The sequence below is a fragment of the Streptomyces sp. NBC_00425 genome (genome assembly GCF_036030735.1).
Classification (GTDB): Bacteria; Actinomycetota; Actinomycetes; order Streptomycetales; family Streptomycetaceae; genus Streptomyces.
The window spans coordinates 5,331,112-5,347,354 of sequence record NZ_CP107928.1; the positions used below are offsets into that span (position 1 = coordinate 5,331,112).

Annotated in this window: 16 protein-coding genes and 1 riboswitch; of the genes, 10 read left to right on the forward strand and 6 right to left on the reverse strand. The window is 71.6% G+C overall.

Annotated elements, in window-relative coordinates; translation table 11 throughout:
* Window positions 1-75 precede the first annotated feature (75 nt).
* Together arfB and OHS82_RS23080 are read left to right on the forward strand one after the other, a co-directional pair.
* Entirely contained in the window at window positions 76-513 is a 438-nt protein-coding gene (gene arfB, locus OHS82_RS23075; protein ID WP_057579152.1) for an alternative ribosome rescue aminoacyl-tRNA hydrolase ArfB, read from the forward strand.
* Between the two features lie 122 nt (window positions 514-635).
* Window positions 636-1,547 (forward strand): sigma-70 family RNA polymerase sigma factor, encoded by a 912-nt coding sequence (locus tag OHS82_RS23080; RefSeq protein WP_057579149.1) that lies wholly within the window; start codon window positions 636-638, stop codon window positions 1,545-1,547.
* Between the two features lie 94 nt (window positions 1,548-1,641).
* Here the strand turns inward: OHS82_RS23080 and OHS82_RS23085 are convergent, their stop codons facing one another.
* Window positions 1,642-2,217, reverse strand: coding sequence for a GNAT family N-acetyltransferase (locus tag OHS82_RS23085; protein WP_079041276.1), 576 nt, complete (start codon window positions 2,215-2,217; stop codon window positions 1,642-1,644).
* Window positions 2,218-2,290: 73 nt separating this feature from the next.
* Window positions 2,291-2,782 carry a flavin reductase family protein gene (locus tag OHS82_RS23090; RefSeq protein WP_443041904.1) on the reverse strand — a complete coding sequence of 164 codons (492 nt, stop codon included), beginning with the start codon at window positions 2,780-2,782 and terminating at the stop codon, window positions 2,291-2,293.
* 430 nt (window positions 2,783-3,212) lie between these two features.
* On the opposite strand from OHS82_RS23090, the gene cdgB reads away from it, so the two are divergent.
* A complete protein-coding gene (cdgB, locus tag OHS82_RS23095; protein WP_057579143.1) occupies window positions 3,213-4,880 on the forward strand; it encodes a diguanylate cyclase CdgB in 1,668 nt (555 codons plus the stop codon).
* Between the two features lie 147 nt (window positions 4,881-5,027).
* A complete protein-coding gene (locus OHS82_RS23100) occupies window positions 5,028-5,978 on the forward strand; it encodes a CBM35 domain-containing protein (RefSeq protein ID WP_328434394.1) in 951 nt (316 codons plus the stop codon).
* 75 nt (window positions 5,979-6,053) lie between these two features.
* Here the strand turns inward: OHS82_RS23100 and nagA are convergent, their stop codons facing one another.
* Window positions 6,054-7,289 carry an N-acetylglucosamine-6-phosphate deacetylase gene (gene nagA / locus OHS82_RS23105; protein ID WP_328434395.1) on the reverse strand — a complete coding sequence of 412 codons (1,236 nt, stop codon included), beginning with the start codon at window positions 7,287-7,289 and terminating at the stop codon, window positions 6,054-6,056.
* Window positions 7,289-8,248 (reverse strand): ROK family protein, encoded by a 960-nt coding sequence (locus OHS82_RS23110; protein WP_079041275.1) that lies wholly within the window; start codon window positions 8,246-8,248, stop codon window positions 7,289-7,291. The genes nagA and OHS82_RS23110 overlap by 1 nt, the downstream gene beginning before the upstream one ends.
* 165 nt (window positions 8,249-8,413) lie before the next feature.
* Between OHS82_RS23110 and OHS82_RS23115 the strand changes: the two genes are divergently transcribed.
* The 3 genes from OHS82_RS23115 to otsB are packed head-to-tail and all read left to right on the forward strand — an operon-like array spanning window position 8,414 to window position 10,924.
* On the forward strand, window positions 8,414-9,703 hold the full coding sequence (locus OHS82_RS23115; protein ID WP_443041897.1) for an extracellular solute-binding protein: 1,290 nt from the start codon (window positions 8,414-8,416) through the stop codon (window positions 9,701-9,703).
* Between the two features lie 43 nt (window positions 9,704-9,746).
* Entirely contained in the window at window positions 9,747-10,028 is a 282-nt protein-coding gene (locus OHS82_RS23120) for a DUF3263 domain-containing protein (protein ID WP_057579136.1), read from the forward strand.
* A 29-nt stretch (window positions 10,029-10,057) separates the two neighbouring features.
* Window positions 10,058-10,924 carry a trehalose-phosphatase gene (gene otsB / locus OHS82_RS23125; RefSeq protein WP_057579133.1) on the forward strand — a complete coding sequence of 289 codons (867 nt, stop codon included), beginning with the start codon at window positions 10,058-10,060 and terminating at the stop codon, window positions 10,922-10,924.
* On the opposite strand, the gene OHS82_RS23130 is transcribed toward otsB, so the two are convergent.
* Complete coding sequence (locus OHS82_RS23130; protein WP_107105221.1) at window positions 10,912-12,327, reverse strand: alpha,alpha-trehalose-phosphate synthase (UDP-forming); 1,416 nt, start codon at window positions 12,325-12,327, stop codon at window positions 10,912-10,914. The genes otsB and OHS82_RS23130 overlap by 13 nt on opposite strands.
* A gap of 129 nt (window positions 12,328-12,456) precedes the next feature.
* Window positions 12,457-13,401 carry a glucosyl-3-phosphoglycerate synthase gene (locus OHS82_RS23135; RefSeq protein WP_057579131.1) on the reverse strand — a complete coding sequence of 315 codons (945 nt, stop codon included), beginning with the start codon at window positions 13,399-13,401 and terminating at the stop codon, window positions 12,457-12,459.
* A gap of 165 nt (window positions 13,402-13,566) precedes the next feature.
* Window positions 13,567-13,722: riboswitch (SAM riboswitch) on the forward strand.
* Between the two features lie 18 nt (window positions 13,723-13,740).
* On the opposite strand from OHS82_RS23135, the gene thrC reads away from it, so the two are divergent.
* The 3 genes from thrC (at window position 13,741) to OHS82_RS23150 (ending at window position 15,969) form a co-directional block, all read left to right on the forward strand.
* Window positions 13,741-15,039 carry a threonine synthase gene (gene thrC / locus OHS82_RS23140; RefSeq protein WP_328434397.1) on the forward strand — a complete coding sequence of 433 codons (1,299 nt, stop codon included), beginning with the start codon at window positions 13,741-13,743 and terminating at the stop codon, window positions 15,037-15,039.
* Window positions 15,036-15,311 (forward strand): MoaD/ThiS family protein, encoded by a 276-nt coding sequence (locus tag OHS82_RS23145; protein ID WP_057579127.1) that lies wholly within the window; start codon window positions 15,036-15,038, stop codon window positions 15,309-15,311. Before thrC ends, OHS82_RS23145 begins: the two co-directional genes overlap by 4 nt.
* 451 nt (window positions 15,312-15,762) lie before the next feature.
* A complete protein-coding gene (locus OHS82_RS23150) occupies window positions 15,763-15,969 on the forward strand; it encodes a cold-shock protein (protein WP_007493268.1) in 207 nt (68 codons plus the stop codon).
* The last annotated feature ends 274 nt before the right edge of the window (window positions 15,970-16,243 follow it).

Below are 16,243 nucleotides of genomic sequence, written 5' to 3' on the forward strand. Positions count from 1 at the left end.
CCCCGCCACTCCGCGTTTCTTTACTTTCTTTACCGAGGGATATTCGCGTGACTCGGGCCGCTCCGGGACGGGAACATGGTGGGCATGTCTGGTCCCTATGTCGTCCGCGGCTCCGTCTCGCTTCCCGAGGCCGAGCTCATGTGGCGTTTCTCGCGGTCTTCGGGGCCGGGCGGGCAGCACGTCAACACCAGCGACTCACAGGTGGAGCTCCGCTTCGACCTCGGCCGCACCGAGGCGTTCCCCGAGGTGTGGAAGGCGCGGGCGCTCGAGCGGCTGGCCGGGCGGCTCGTCGACGGCGTGGTCACCGTCCGCGCCTCGGAGCACCGCTCCCAGTGGCGCAACCGCGAGACCGCCGCCGTACGCCTCGCCGCCCTGCTCGCCGAGGCCACCGCCCCGCCGCCGAAGCCGCGCCGGCCGACCCGGATCCCGCGCGGCATCAACGAGCGCAGGCTGCGGGAGAAGAAGCAGCGGTCCGACACGAAGCGGGGCAGGACCGGCCGCGACTGGTCCTGACGCCGGGGCGCCCGATCGCGTTCGTCCGCCGCGTCCTGTCACAGGTCCGGTGGCCCGTCCGTCTTCCGTAGGACGAGTGGGATCGACGGTCCCACCGCGACGAGGGGCGAAGGATGCAACCGATGACGACGACGGGCGACGACGACTTCTCGGCCGAGACGGCTGACGACGACTTCCTGGCCAGGTCCTTCGAGGCGCACCGCGCCCGTCTGCGCGCCGTGGCCCACCGCATGCTCGGCTCCGCCGCGGAGGCCGACGACGCCGTGCAGGAGGCCTGGTTGCGGCTCAGCCGGAGCCAGGGGCGCAGCGGGGGCGAGGAGATCGGCAATCTCGGCGGCTGGCTGACGACGGTCGTCGGCCGGGTCTGCCTGGACATGCTGCGTTCGCGCCGTTCCCGTGCCGAGGAACCGCTGGAGAGCTGGTCTCCCGCGCCGTCCTCCGCCGTGCCGGACCCGGCGCAGGACGCGCTGCTCGCGGACTCCGTGGGCGCCGCCCTTCTCGTCGTCCTGGACGCCCTGACACCCGCCGAGCGGCTGGCGTTCGTGCTGCACGACCTGTTCGGGGTGCCCTTCGACGAGGTCGCGACGATCGTCGACCGGACCCCGGAGGCCGCCCGGCAGCTCGCCAGCAGGGCGCGTCGCCGGGTGCGCGGAGCGCAGGAGCCCGAGGCCGACCTGGCCCGCCAGCGCAAGGTGGTGGACGCCTTTCTCTCCGCCGCGCGGGAAGGCGACTTCGAGGGGCTGCTCGCCGTGCTCGACCCGGACGTCGTGTCCCGCTCCGAGGCCGGGGTGACGGCCGGCGCGGCGGCGGTCGCGGCGGGTGCGTCCAGTTTCCACCGCCTCGCCCTCGCGGCCCGGCCCGACCTCGGGATCCGGCACGCTCTGGTGGACGGCGCGACGGCGGTGGCGGTGCTGGCCGGCGACCGCCTGCACCGGGTGGTGCGTTTCACGTTCGTGGGAGGCGGGCGGATCGCCCTGATCGACGTCGTGACCGAGCCCGCACGTCTCGCCCGGCTGCAGGTGACCCTCCTGTAGGCCGACGCCGACGCCGAGGCTCGTTCGGAGGGCGGGACGGGACGGGACGGGAGGAGAGGGGTCGGGGCGGCGACGGGGCGGGCCCGGCGTCGCCTCAGGGCTGGTCCAGGCGCAGGACGCCGACGGCCTCGCCCTCGCTCTTCTCGCCGTTCTTGCGGAATCCCAGCCGCAGATAGAAGTCCTCCGGCCCGTTCTCGCCCTCGTGCCAGGTCACGTACATCTCCTGGGCGCCGCGGCGGCGCAGTTCCGCGGCGACCGACTCCACGGCGAACCGGCCGTAGCCGCGGCCCTGTTCGCCGGCCGCGACGTTCAGCCGCCACAGGCCGGAGCGGAGGAGGGGGGCGTCGCCGGTCCCGCCGGTCCAGTCGAGGTCGAGGAAGGCCATCAGGAAGCCGACGGGACGGTCGCCGTCCATGATCAGGCGGGGCCAGGCGACGCCCGGCGGGTGGACGTAGGCCTCGGCGAGGGACTTCATGACCGGGGCGACCGCGAACTCCTGGTCGGGGCGGACGTGAATGCCCGTCGCGGCCCCGAAGTTGTCGGGTGTGATCTCGACCAGGCGCAGTCCGGAATCCGTCGCACCGGCCCTGCCGGCCCTGGCGGTCCCTTCGGTCCGGTCGGTCTCTTCGGTCCGGCCGGTTCTGTCGGTCTGTTCCGTCGCGCGGGTCATGCGGGCACCCTAGGCGGGCCGGTCGCGGGGCGGCCACGGCATTTCGGGCCCCGGGCGCCCGTCTGCGCAGCCGTCAGCCCAACTGGCGGTAGCGGCCCCGGAAGTAGACCAGCGGGCCGCCGTCCGCGCTCGGGGCCGTCGCGGTCAGGACGCGGCCGATCACCAGGGTGTGGTCGCCCGCCGGGACGCGTTGCTCGGTGCGGCATTCCAGGGTGGCCAGCGCGCCGCCGACCAGGGGCGCGCCGGTGGCCTCGCCGCGCGCGTACGGGATGTCCTCGAAGAGCAGGCGGTCGCTGATGCGGCCCTTCATGGCGAAGCGGCCGGCGATGTGCCGCTGGCTCTCGGAGAGCACCGACACCGCCCACCGCGGCTGTTCGTCGAGCAGGTCGTCCATCCGGGAGCCGTTGCGCAGGCTGACCATGACCAGAGGCGGGTCCAGGGAGACGGACACGAAGGCGGTGGCGGTCATGCCGACGTCTTCGCCGTCGGGCGCCCCGGGGTCGTCCGGGTCCAGGGAGGGCTCCCGGGCGGTCACCAGGACCACGCCGTCGGCGAGCCGGGACATGGCGGCGCGGAACTCGTCGTTGCTCACCCCCTCAGCATGCCCGGAGGGGGTCTTCGGCACGGAGTCGATCACGTCTGGGGGCACCCTCGGAACGCTAGTGTCCGGGTGATGCCCGCCGCATCGGACCTCCGCCCGAGTAGGGTCGTAGGACCGTGGACCCATCACCGCGTTCCGTGTGCCGGCGGCTGCTGTCCGTGTTCAGGAAACGCACAGGAAAAACGCGGAAACTCCACTCAAATGTTCACGTTCACCTGTGACTTGAGTCACAAGACGCATTAATTGTTGACCCTGTGTACCGAGTGGGCAGCGCGCTGTGATTCAGTGGCGGAGGCGTCACAACAAGACACACACCGACAACGAAGCACCAGAAACGACGTTACGCCGAAGACAACCCTTGATTCGCTGCGAAGTCTCGGGGGGAGGGCGAAACATGGAGACCGAGTCGGAGCCGTACGTCCGTCTTGCGTCCCTGCGACAGCTGCACCAGGTCATGGCCGACATGAACACGGCCCGCAGCCTGGCCGACACACTGCAGACCGTCGCCGACGGCGTGGTCACGGCACTCGGGTACGAGCTGGCGTGCGTCAACCTCGTGCGCGGCGACGGCGATCTCGTGGTCGCCGCCTTCTCCGGCAACCCGGCCGCCGAGGCCCTCATCACGGGCCGGGTCGGATCGCGCGAGTCCTGGGAACGCCGTCTCGGCATGGGCGAGACCTGGGGCGACCTGATCTTCATACCGCACACCGAGGGCTGGGTCCTCGACGACGACGACGTCCCGCAGTGGTACACCGACGGGCCCGCACCCCGGTTCGAGGACGAATGGCACCCCTCGGACCGGCTCTTCGCCCCCATGTACACGCCCGCCGCCCCCGGCAGCGGCGACCCCTGCGGCGAGCTGATCGGCGTCCTGTCCGTGGACCGGCCGCGCAACGGACGCCGTCCCGGCGCGTGGGGGCGCGAAGCGCTCCAGATGTACGCCTTCCAGGCCGCCATCGCCATCAGCAACGCGCGTCTACGTGCGAACATGCAGCGGGCTCTGGTCCGGCTCGAACGCGAGCAGCAGGCCCTGCGCGCCAGTGAGGAAAGCTTCCGGCAGGCCTTCGAGTACGCCCCTTCCGGCATGGCGATAGCCGAGATGGGCGGCGACCAGCACGGGCGCATACTCCGCACCAACGACGCGCTGTGCCGCCTGCTGGGCCGGCCCGCCTCCGCGATGCGCCGCTACTCCTTCTCCGACCTCGTCCACCCCGAGGACATAGGCACCCTGCTCCGCACCTCCGCCGAAGGCGGCCGCGCCGAGCTGCGCCTCGGCCGCCGGGACGGCACCTACCTCTGGGTCAGCCTCCGCAACTCCGTCGTCGCCGACGCCGCCGACGGCCCCCGCTTCCTCCTCACCCACGTCGAGGACATAGAGGAGCGCAAGCGCCGCGAGCTGCAGCTCGCCCACCGCGCCTCCCACGACTCCCTCACCGGCCTGCCGAACTCGGCCGAACTGCGCTCGCGGCTGTCCGCCCGGCTCTGCCAGCGGCCGCTGTCGACCCACCCCGCCGCCGTCGACGCCATGGACACGGCCTACGGCCACGCCGCCTTCGACGCGAACGGCCACGGCTTCGACTACCGGCCCGGCGGCGCCGAGTCCTTCGACGGCTTCGACCACCACGTGCACACCGCCGCCCCCGAGGACGGACGCGACGACGGCGCCAAGGGGCTCGCGGTGCTCTTCTGCGACCTCGACGGCTTCAAGTCGATCAACGACCGGTTCGGGCACAACGCGGGCGACGCGGTCCTCATCGAGGTCGCCCGCAGGCTCTCCCGCCAGGTCCGCGACGGCGACACGGTCGCCCGGCTCGGCGGCGACGAGTTCGTGATCCTCGCCGACGGCCTCGGCCGCGCCGACGCCGCCGACCTCGCCGTGCGCCTGCGCAACGAGATCATCCAGCCGATCCGCGCCGAGGGGCGGGCCGTGCGGGTGGGGGCCAGCTTCGGCATCGGCTGGGCACATTGCGGGATGACCGCGGACGAAGTGCTGAAGTCCGCCGACGAGCGCATGTACGTCGAGAAACGATCTCGTCCCAAACAACACAGGCGTGCGGGATGATCACCAGGTCAGCGGTCCTGTCGCCGCGCTGATGCGATCCGAGTCACCCGTTTGGGCGGTGGGGACCGGGTAGGCTCGCAGTTCTCACACGTATGGACACGCGTACGCGTGTCGCATCGGCCCCGCACTGTTGAGGAGTACGAAGGGATGACGCCCGGCAATAACGGCGCGAGCACGCCCGAGGACGACGACCCGTTCGGCTACCTCTACGCCGACGGCCAGGCCAACGGCGCGCAGCCGCCCTCCGGCGGTGGTTACGGCTACCCGAACTCGGTCAGCAGAGTGCGTGCCGTCGGCGAGCGCCAGTTCGGACAGCAGCAGCAGACCGCGCAGTACGGACAGCCGCCCACGGTCCCGCAGCAGGGCCCGTACGGTCAGCCGAACACGCACTACGCCGCGCCGGAGAATTTCGCCGGCGGCGGCGGCCCCTCGACCGGCCGGCAGCCCGTGCAGGGCGGAGGCGGCCGCGGCCGCGGGCCCAACACCAAGGGTCTGCTGATCGGCGCGGTCGCGGTGGTCGCCGCGGTCGTGATCGGCATCGCGGTGGCCATGGCCAACGGCGACAAGGGCACGGACGGCGACAAGGCGGGCGGCGGCGCCTCCGCCCCGGCCTCCGCCCCGGCGAGCCCGTCGCCCAGCGCGTCGGACACCGGCGACGCGAACGAGGCCGAGCTGCCGGCGGTCGACGCGAAGGCGGTCAGCCTGACAGGCGGCACCACCACGGCGTCCGACGTGAAGGGCGCGAAGGCGGCCGGTGGGATCTACGTCACGAACTTCAACGTCGCCGGCGCGGCGCTCACCTGGAACGTCAGCGGCATCCCGAAGGACGGCAAGTACACGCTGAACGTGAACTACGGGGTCCCCGGCAAGGACGCCAACGCCACGCTCACGATCAACGGCACGGCGCAGACCCGTCCGCTGAACCTGAGGAACTTCGCCCACGCCCCCGAGGGCGACTACGCCAAGGGCTGGACCAACACCTGGGCGAACATCACGCTCAACAAGGGCACCAACACCATCAAGATCTCCTGTGAGCAGGGCAATTCCTGCGACGCCAACTTCGACCAGCTGTCGCTCGAGGCGGGTTGGAAGAGCTAGTGCGGTGACGCGCTGAGGGAAACGGTGGCCGACCCGGTTTTCGGGCCGGCCACCGTCGTCGTGCGGGCGGATGTTTCAGGCCAGGTCGGGAGCCACCACCCAGACGCCCTTGCGCATCACGCCTCTGACCTCGAAGGCGTCGTCGAGCAGGACCATGTCGGCGTCCTTGCCGGGTTCCAGGGAGCCGACGCGGTCGGCCAGGCCCAGCAGGCGGGCCGGGTTGGCGGACAGGGCGGCGACGACGTCCTCGACGGGGAGGCGGTCGACCGTCACCGCCCGCTGGAAGGCGCGGTCCTGGGTGAGGGTGGAGCCGGCGATGGAGCCGCCCTCCACGAGACGGGCCACGCCCTGGCTGACCTCGACCTCCAGCGGGCCGAGCAGATAGCGGCCGTCGCCGATGCCGGCGGCGTCCATCGCGTCCGTGATGAACGCGACCCGGCCCGGGCCCGCGTGACGGAACGCCAGCTCGAGTGCGGCCGGGTGCAGATGCGTGCCGTCGTTGATCAGCTCGACCGTCACCCGCTCGTCCTCCAGGAGGGCGGCGATCGGGCCGGGGGCGCGGTGCCCGAGGGGCGGCATCGCGTTGAAGAGGTGGGTGGCGACGGTGGCTCCGGCCTCGATGGCCACAACCGTCTGCTCGTAGGTGGCGTCGGTGTGGCCCACGGCCGCGATCACGCCGTGCTCGGCCAGCAGCCGTACGGAGTCCAGGCCGCCCGGCAGTTCGGTCGCGAGGGTGACCATCCTGGCCTGGCCGCGTGCTGCGTCGACCAGCTTGCGCACCTCCGCCGGGTCGGGGTCGCGCAGCAGCGCCTCGGAGTGCGCGCCCTTGCGGCAGGGGGAGATGAACGGGCCCTCGAAGTGGATGCCGGCCAGGTCGCCCTGTTCGGCCAGCTCGCTCAGCAGACCGGCCTGGCGGACGAGGACGTCCATGTCGTCGGTGACGGTGGAGGCGACGAGGGTGGTGGTGCCGTGCGACCGGTGGGTGCGGATCGCTTTCAGGACGTCCTGCGCCGAGCCGGAGAAGGAGGCTCCGCCGCCGCCGTGGTTGTGCAGGTCGACGAAGCCGGGGACCAGCCAGTGGCCGGACACGTCGAGCACGTCCAGCGCACCGGACACGTCGGATGCGCCGGGCCCGTGGGCGGTGTCCTGCCCGGTCCCGTGCCGGGCCGCGGACGTGATCTTCGTGCCGGTGACGGTGACTCGGCCGTCGGGGACCGTGCCCGTCGGCAGGACCACTTTGGCGCCGGTCAGCACCTGCGGGTGAGATGTGGCGGACTGCGCAGTTCCCCGCGTCCCTGGGGGGGTGGCCATCAGGGTGATACCTCCATGCCGTCGGTCGTGTTGAGGAGATCCCAGGCCAGCAGGCCCGCGCCGAGGCATCCGGCGCTGTCGCCCAGGGCCGCCGGGACGATCTCCGGCAGCTTCTGGAAGGTGACCCGCCGCCGGACGGCGTCCCGCAGCGGTGTGAACAAGGCTTCCCCCGCCTCGGCGAGGCCGCCACCGATGACGAGCGTGCGCGGGTCCAGCAGGGTGAGGGCGGTGACCAGGCCGTCGGCGAGCGCGTCCACGGCGCCCTGCCAGACGCGGACGGCGTCCGGGTCGCCGGACGCGAAGGCCTTCGCGCAGTCCGCGGCGTCCGCCTCCGGGTCCCCGACGGCCGCCGCCCACGCCTCGCCGACCGCCGCCGCGGACGCGAACCGTTCCAGGCAGCCGTGCTGCCCGCACGGACAGGGGGCGCCGCCTGGCCGTACGACGATGTGGCCGATCTCGCCCGCGAAGCCGTGCGCGCCCGCCTCCACGCGGCCGTCGACGCCGATCGCGCCCGCGATGCCGGTGCCCAGCGCCACGAACAGGAAGCGGTCCGCGCCCCGGCCGGCGCCGATGCGGCCCTCGGCGAGACCGCCGGTGCGCACGTCGTGGCCGAGGGCGACCGGGGCGCCGAGGCGTTCGGCGAGCAGGGCGCGCAGCGGGACGTCCCGCCAGCCCAGGTTGGCCGCGTAGACGGCGACGCCGCCGGACTCGTCGACGATGCCGGGCACGGCGACGCCGGCCGCGGCGGCGGGCTCGCCGAACTGCCGGGCGCCGTACTCGCGCAGGTCGGCGGCGAAGTCGAGGATGCCGGCGACCACGGCGTCGGGTCCGCGCTCGCGGCCGGTGGCCCTGCGGGCCCGGTGCAGCAGTGCGCCTCCCCCGGAGGGGGGACCCCCAGCGCCGATCAGGGCGGCCTTCATCCCGGTGCCGCCCACGTCCAGGGCGATGACATGTCTCACGGGGGACAGTGTGGACCGAGGAACCGCGAGAGGTCTAGTCCACTCGCGGTTGTGGGGGTACCGTGCCGGACCGGAGGCCCGGAGAGGTCTGGACCATATGGCGTGGTGTAGACCTTGATCCGGATATCGGTCCATTGGTATGAGCAATCAGTTGGGAGCAGTGCGGTGCAGCGGCGGGCACGGAAGTCAGCAACGATCACGACAACGGCGGCGGGGGTGTCCGCCCTCGGCCTGGCAGCGGTGCTCACCGGCTGCGGACTGACCTCGGGCCCCGGCGACGTGACCCTCACACTCGTCGCCGCCGACTACGGCGACAGCAGCGCCAACAGCTCGAAGAAGTACTGGGACGGGCTCGTCGCCGCGTACGAGAGGGACCATCCGGGCGTCACCGTCGACGTGAGCGTGTACTCCTGGAACGACGTCGACGCGAAGGTCAAGGCCATGGTCGACGCGGGCGACGCCCCCGACATGGCCCAGATCGGCGCCTACGCCGACTACGCGGCCGACGACCTGCTGTACAAGGCGGGCGACGTGCTCTCCATACCCGTCGAGGCCGACTTCGTGCCCCAGCTCGCCCGTGCGGGCCAGGTGCGCGGCCTGCAGTACGGCATGCCGTTCGCCTCCTCCACCCGGCTGCTGTTCTACAACAAGACCCTCTTCGCCCGGGCCGGCATCAGCGCGCCCACCACCTGGGCCGAGCTCGCGAAGGACGCGCGGGCGCTCAAGAAGGACGGCGTGAAGTACCCCTACGCCCTGCCCCTCGGCCCCGAGGAGGCGCAGGCCGAGACCCTGCAGTGGCTGCTCAGCGGCCGGGGCGGCTACACCCAGACGGTCAGCAGCTACAGCTTCGACTCCGCAGAGAACGTCGAGACCCTCGACTGGCTGAAGACCGACCTGGTCGGCAAGGGCCTGACCGGTCCGGTCGCGCCGGGCAGCCTGAACCGGGCCACCGCGTTCGCGGCCTTCGCCGCCGGCGACGTGGGCATGCTCAACGGGCACCCCTCGCTGATGAAGACCGCCGCCGCCAAGGGCGTCGAGTTCGGCATGGTGCCGATGCCCGGTCTCGACGGCCCCAGCAAGACCTCCCTGGGCGTCGCCGACTGGATGACCGCCTTCAAACGGGGCGGACACGGCGACGAGATCGGCGACTTCCTCGACTTCGTCTACAGCGAGAAGAACGTGCTGGACTTCTCCCACGAGTACGACCTGCTGCCGGTCACCACCTCCGCGTCCCTGGTCATGGGCTCGGCCAAGGAGGACGCCGACCTCAAGCCGTTCCTCGCGGAGCTCCCGCTCTCCGAGAGCTACCCCGTCGGGCGGACCTCGTGGGCCAAGGTCAGCGCACAGATCAAGAAGCGGATCGGCCGGGCCGTGACCGCGAACGGCAGCCCCGCCGACGTGCTCGGCGACCTGCAGACCACCGCGACGACACTGGAGAGCGCCGCCGGCGAATGAGCCGGACGAGCCCGATGTCACCGGCGGGCGTTACCGTGCGGGCATGGAGGCAGGCAGCGAGGCGGGCGGCGGCGCGGCAGACGAGCGGCGGGCGGGCACGGACGGACTGGGGGCGCGGGAGCGCGGCATCCTCGCCCTCGAACGGCGGGGCTTCCTGGGACCCGGCGCGAAGGAACGGGCGATACGCGAGGAACTGGGCCTGTCGCCGGTGCGCTACTACCAGCTCCTCAACGCCCTCCTCGACGACGCCCGCGCGCTGGCCCACGACCCGGTCACGGTGAACAGGCTGCGCAGGGTGCGAGAAGCGAGGCGGACGGAACGTTAGCGGCGGCGCTCGCTGGTTATCGTCCCTGTATGGGCACCCCACAGACGCACTCCACGGCACCCGGCCCCCTTCCCGTTCCGGTCACCCCGGCGGGCCGCGCGGCGCTCGACGCGATCGTCGGCCGCCCACGGGCCGCCCTCGTCGCCCTCGACTTCGACGGCACCCTCGCCCCGATCGTCGAGAACCCGCAGGACGCCCGGGCGCACCCCGACGCCGTCCCCGCGCTCGCCGCGCTCGCCCCGAAGGTCGCCGGCGTGGCCGTCGTCACCGGGCGGCCCGCCGAGGTCGCCGTACGGCACGGCGGATTCGCCGGGGTCGAGGGGCTGGGCCGGCTCGCCGTGCTCGGCCACTACGGGGCCGAGCGCTGGGACGCCGGCACCGGCGCCCTCACCGCCCCCGAGCCGCACCCCGGCGTGGCCGCGGTCCGGGCCGGGCTCCCGCACGTCCTCGCGGCCGCCGGCGACCGGCCCGGCGTCTGGATCGAGGAGAAGGGCGGCCGGGCCGTCGCCGTCCACACCCGGCGCGCCGACGACCCCCAGGCGGCCTTCGACGCCCTGCGCGGCCCCCTCACCGACCTCGCGACCCGGCACGGCCTGATCGTCGAACCCGGCCGTATGGTCCTGGAGCTGCGCCCGCCGGGCATGGACAAGGGCGTCGCCCTGCTGGACCACGTCCGCGAGACGGGCGCCCGGTCCGTGCTCTACGCAGGCGACGACCTCGGCGACCTCCCCGCCTTCGCCGCCGTGGAGAAACTGCGCGCCGACGGCGTCCCCGGCCTGCTGGTGTGCAGCGGCAGCACGGAGGTCGGCGAACTGGCCGAGCGTGCGGACCTCGTCGTCGACGGGCCCGCCGGGGTCGTACGGCTGCTGCGGCAGCTGGCCGCTCAGCTCGGCTGAACCGCGCGCAGGGCGTCCAGCTGGTCCAGGAACCAGCGGGCCGGGGGCAGCGCGGTCGCCGCGGCGGACAGCCGCTTCGTGCGCTCGGCCCGCTCCCCGGGCGCCATGGACAGCGCCTCGTGCAGGGCGCGGGCGGTCTCCAGGACGTCGTACGGGTTCACCGTGATCGCGTCCTCGCGCAGCTCCCAGTACGCGCCCGCCTCCCGGGACAGCACCAGCGCGCAGCCCTCGTCGGAGACGACCGGGACCTCCTTGGCGACCAGGTTCATACCGTCGCGGATCGGGTTGACCAGCGCGACGTCCGCGAGCCGGTAGGCGGCCAGGGAGCGGGCGAAGTCGTCCTTGAGGTTCAGCAGCACCGGGGTCCAGCCGGGCGTGCCGTAGCCGGCGTTGATCTCGTCCGTCAGGCGCTGCACCTCGGCCATGTAGTCCCGGTAGACGGCGAGGTCCTGGCGGGAGGGGTAGGCGAAGGCCACGTGGACGACGCGTTCGCGCCACTGCGGGTGGTCGTCGAGCAGCTGCCGGTAGGCCAGGAGCCCGCGCACGATGTTCTTGGACAGCTCGGTGCGGTCCACGCGGACGATCGCCTTGCGCCCCTCGCCGATCTCCTCGCGCAGGGACGCCATGCGCTCCTCGACGTCCGGCCGGTGCGAGCGCTCGCGCAGGAAGTCTGCGTCCGCGCCGAGCCCGTGCACGCCCACCTCGGTGCCGCCCAGGCCCCCGGTGGACTGCTCGCAGCACGCGGTGAAGGCGTCCGCCCAGCGCCGGGTGAGGAAGCCCAGCCGGTCCGCTCCGAGCATGCCTCGCAGCAGCTGCTCACGGATGTCCCGCGGGAGCAGGGCGAAGTAGTCCGTGGGCGCCCAGGGCGTGTGCGAGAAGTGCCCGATCCGCAGGTCGGGACGGAGTTCGCGGAGCATGCCGGGGACGAGGCACAGGTGGTAGTCCTGGACCAGCACGGCCGCGCCGTCCGCCGCCTCCTGCGCGAGCGCCTCGGCGAAGGCCCGGTTGTACGTCTCGTACGAGGCCCACTGGCGGCGGAACTCCGCGTCGAAGACCGGCTCCAGCGGGGTCTGGTACAGCAGGTGGTGGACGAACCAGAGCACCGAGTTGGCGATGCCGTTGTACGCGTCGGCGTGCACGTCGGCGGGGACGGGCAGCATGCGCACGCCCTCCTCGCCGACCCCGCGCCGGACCGCCTCGCGGTCGCCGTCGGAGAGCGCCGAGCACACCCAGAGGGCGCCCGCGTCGGGTCCGATGGCCGACAGGCCGGAGACCAGTCCGCCGCCGCCGCGTTTGGCGTGCAGCGAGCCGTCCTCGCGTACCTCGTAGGAGACCGGACCGCGGTTGGACGCGACCAGCACCTCGGCACCCCGGGCGGCAGACGTGTCGTGCGTGGAAGCCATACGCCTCAACCTAGCCCGCTCTGTAAACGCTCAAACGTACGGTCGCGCTGCGTGGAGGGGTCGTATCCGGCCGTATCCGGCCGTGTCGCCGCTGCCGCCGCCCTGCGCACGAGACCGGGTGCGTCGTGCTCAGGCCACCCTGCGTCGCGCGTACTCCGCGATGTCCGTCATCGGGGGGCGTTCCTCCGTGTCGACGGAGTAGGTGTGCGGCTCGAAGCCGTCCGGGCCGCGCTCGAACTGGGTGAGGGCGGGGCGGACGAGATGGCCGCGGGCCAGCCGCAGCTGGGCGGTGCGGTAGATCGCCGCCGCCATCCGGCCCAGCGCCTGACCGTCCTGGTGACGGTGCTTGCGCACGCCGACGTCGACCTGGGCGAGGGCGTCGAGGCCCACCAGGTGCAGGGCGTCGACCAGCATGCCCAGTTCCACGCCGTACCCCACGGGGAAGGGCAGCTGCTCCAGCAGGCTCCGGCGGGCCGCGTACTCGCCGCCGAGCGGCTGCACGAACCCGGCGAGCTGCGGCCAGTGCATGTTGAGCAGGGGGCGGGCCATCAGCTCGGTGACCCGTCCGCCCTGACCGGCCGCGGCGCCCAGCGGACGGTCGTACATGGCCTTGACCAGGTCCACGCCCGGATCGGTGAGCAGCGGGCCGACGATCCCCGAGACGAAGTCGGAGGAGAACTCCCGCAGGTCGGCGTCGATGAAGCAGACCACGTCCCCGCGGGTGACCAGCAGCGAACGCCACAGCACCTCGCCCTTGCCGGGCACGGCGGGCAGGCGGGGGAGTATCTCGTCGCGGTGGACGACACGCGCGCCCGCCGCCGCGGCGACCTCGGACGTGCGGTCGGTCGATCCGGAGTCGACGACGACGATCTCGTCGACGAGCGGGACCTGCTGCATGAGGTCGTGGCGGATCACGGCGACGATCTCGCCGACCGTCTCCTCCTCGTTGAGCGCGGGCAGCACGACGCTCACCGACTGGCCCGTGCGCTGTTTGGCGGCGAGAATCCGGTGCAGTGGGCGGTCCGTCAGGGACCAGGAACGGGTGCTCAGCCAGCGCTCGACTTCTTCCAGCACGTCGGCGGCTCCTCTGCGTTCTCTCGGCGAGTACGGTCCTGCGTGATCCATCTCGCGGTTCGGACGACTATCTCAACTGTCCTGGCCTTCGGTTACAGTCTTGAACAACGCGGGTGACCATCGCATGTCAGGGTCGTCGGCGTACACAGATCAACAACCGAATACCGCTCATCCAGAGGGGCAGAGGGACACGGCCCGATGAAGCCCCGGCAACCCTCCAGTCGGTTCTCGTAGATCAGTGTTGATCGTTCAGCGAGGCTCCCGGCTCGGGAAGGTGCCAAATCCGTCTCACGGCGAAGTGCGTCGTGAGGAAGATGAGGAGAAAGGGCCTCGCCTCACATGGCTGCGCAGACTGTTGCAAGCACCACGGACTCCACGACCCCCGCTGTCGACCTCGGTCCGGCCACCGCGTTGAGCTGCCGCGAGTGCGGCCACCGCGTCCCCCTCGGTCCGGTCTTCGCGTGCGAGGAGTGTTTCGGCCCGCTCGAGATCGCGTACGACTTCTCCTCCTACGACACGGAGAAGCTGCGGGGGCGCATCGAGGCGGGACCCGCGAACATCTGGCGCTACGCGCCGCTGCTGCCGGTCCCGGCGGACGTGGCCGACAAGCCGAACATCAACCCCGGCTGGACCAAGCTCGTGCAGGCCGACAACCTCGCCCGCGAGCTGGGCGTCGACGTCGGCAGGCTCTTCGTCAAGGACGACTCCGGCAACCCGACCCACTCCTTCAAGGACCGGGTCGTCGCCCAGGCCATCGAGGCCGCCCGCGCGTTCGGCTTCACCACGCTCTCCTGCTCCTCCACCGGCAACCTGGCCGGCGCCGTGGGCGCCGCCGCGGCCCGCGCCGGGTTCCGCTCGTGCGTGTTCATCCCGCACGACCTGGAGCAGGGCAAGGTCGTCATGGCCGCGATCTACGGCGGCGAGCTCGTCGGCATCGAGGGCAACTACGACGACGTCAACCGCTTCTGCTCCGAGCTCATCGGCGACCCGGCGGGCGAGGGCTGGGGCTTCGTCAACGTCAACCTGCGGCCGTACTACGCCGAGGGCTCGAAGACGCTGGCGTACGAGATCTGCGAGCAGCTCGGCTGGCAGCTGCCCGACCAGCTGGTGGTGCCCATCGCGTCCGGCTCCCAGCTCACGAAGATCGACAAGGGCCTGCAGGAGCTGATCAAGCTCGGGCTGGTCGAGGACAGGCCGTACAAGATCTTCGGCGCGCAGGCGGAGGGCTGCTCCCCGGTGTCCGTCGCCTACAAGGCCGGGCACGACGTGGTCCGCCCCCAGAAGCCGAACACCATCGCCAAGTCGCTGGCCATCGGCAACCCGGCGGACGGCCCGTACGTCCTCGACATCGCGCGGCGGACCGGCGGCGCGGTGGAGGACGTGAACGACGAGCAGGTCGTCGACGCGATCAAGCTGCTGGCGCGCACCGAGGGCATCTTCGCGGAGACGGCAGGCGGCGTGACCGTGGGCGTGACGAAGAAGTTGATCGAGAACGGTCTGCTGGACCCGACGAAGACCACCGTCGTCCTGAACACCGGCGACGGCCTGAAGACCCTGGACGCGGTGGCCGGCACCGGACTCACCGCGACCATCCGCCCGAACCTGGACTCTTTCCGAGAGGCTGGCCTCGCATCATGAGCGTCACTGTTCGCATCCCGACCATCCTGCGCACCTACACCGGCGGCCGGGCCGAGGTCTCGGCCGAGGGCGCGACCCTCGGCGAGGTCATCTCCGACCTGGAGAAGAACCACACCGGCATCGCCGCGCGCGTCCTGGACGACCAGGGCAAGCTGCGCCGGTTCGTCAACGTGTACGTGAACGACGACGACGTCCGTTTCGAGCAGGGTCTCGAGACGGCGACTCCGGCCGGCGCCGGCATCTCGATCATTCCGGCCGTCGCAGGTGGCTGACCGCTGGTCAGTACCCGCCGGTAGTAACCGTCGGTAACAGCGATTACCGAGAGTTCATCGAATTGCCCTCTCCGCGATAGAAGCGGAGGGGGCAATTCAGAGTGGTTGAGCGCGGTACAGTTGGGGAACCCGGTCCTGATCACCGGTTCCGGAGCCTTTTATTTCCGCCCGTGCCCGACAAGAAGCAGCCAAAGTACGCGCTGCTTTCGTGGCTTTTGTGGCTTTCGCGGGGCCCGACTTGCCCTGAATTCTGGCGAATTTGCGCCACATTCCGGATCTCGCACGTCCAGAATTCTCGTCCGAGTGACCTGTTGCAGACGGCAGTTGGGCAGATACATTCAGCCGCGGTCGACGCGTTCCGGCGCACGCCCCCAACCAACTGGGGGGTGAGGTCTGACCCGGATCCACGAAGTGTGGATCTGTGCAAGGGCCAGTAATAGGGGAGTTAGGCATGGCTCAGGGCACCGTCAAGTGGTTCAACGCGGAGAAGGGGTACGGCTTCATCGCGGTCGACGGTGGTGCGGATGTATTCGTCCACTACAGCGCGATTCAGATGGACGGCTACCGCACCCTGGAAGAGGGTCAGCGGGTCGATTTCGAGATCTCGCAGGGCCAGAAAGGGCCGCAGGCGGACATGGTCCGTCTCGCGACCGGCTGAAGCACGCGCCGACTGACAGCGTCGTTCTTCTGTTTCATCTTCGAAGGGCTCGCGCCTCCCGGGGCGCGAGCCCTTCGGCATGCCCGGGGGCAGGGGCCCGAGCCCCGGGGCGGTCCTCCTCGACCCCCGACGGCCGGAGACGGCGGGCCCGGGCGCCCCCTGTTCACCTGCGGATCGTCCCGAGGCGCTTGCACTCGGCATGGGCGAGTGCTAATCATTGGCGTTAGCACTCTGAAGGTGAGAGTGACAACGAAGGACCGGGTCGGTGAGGCCC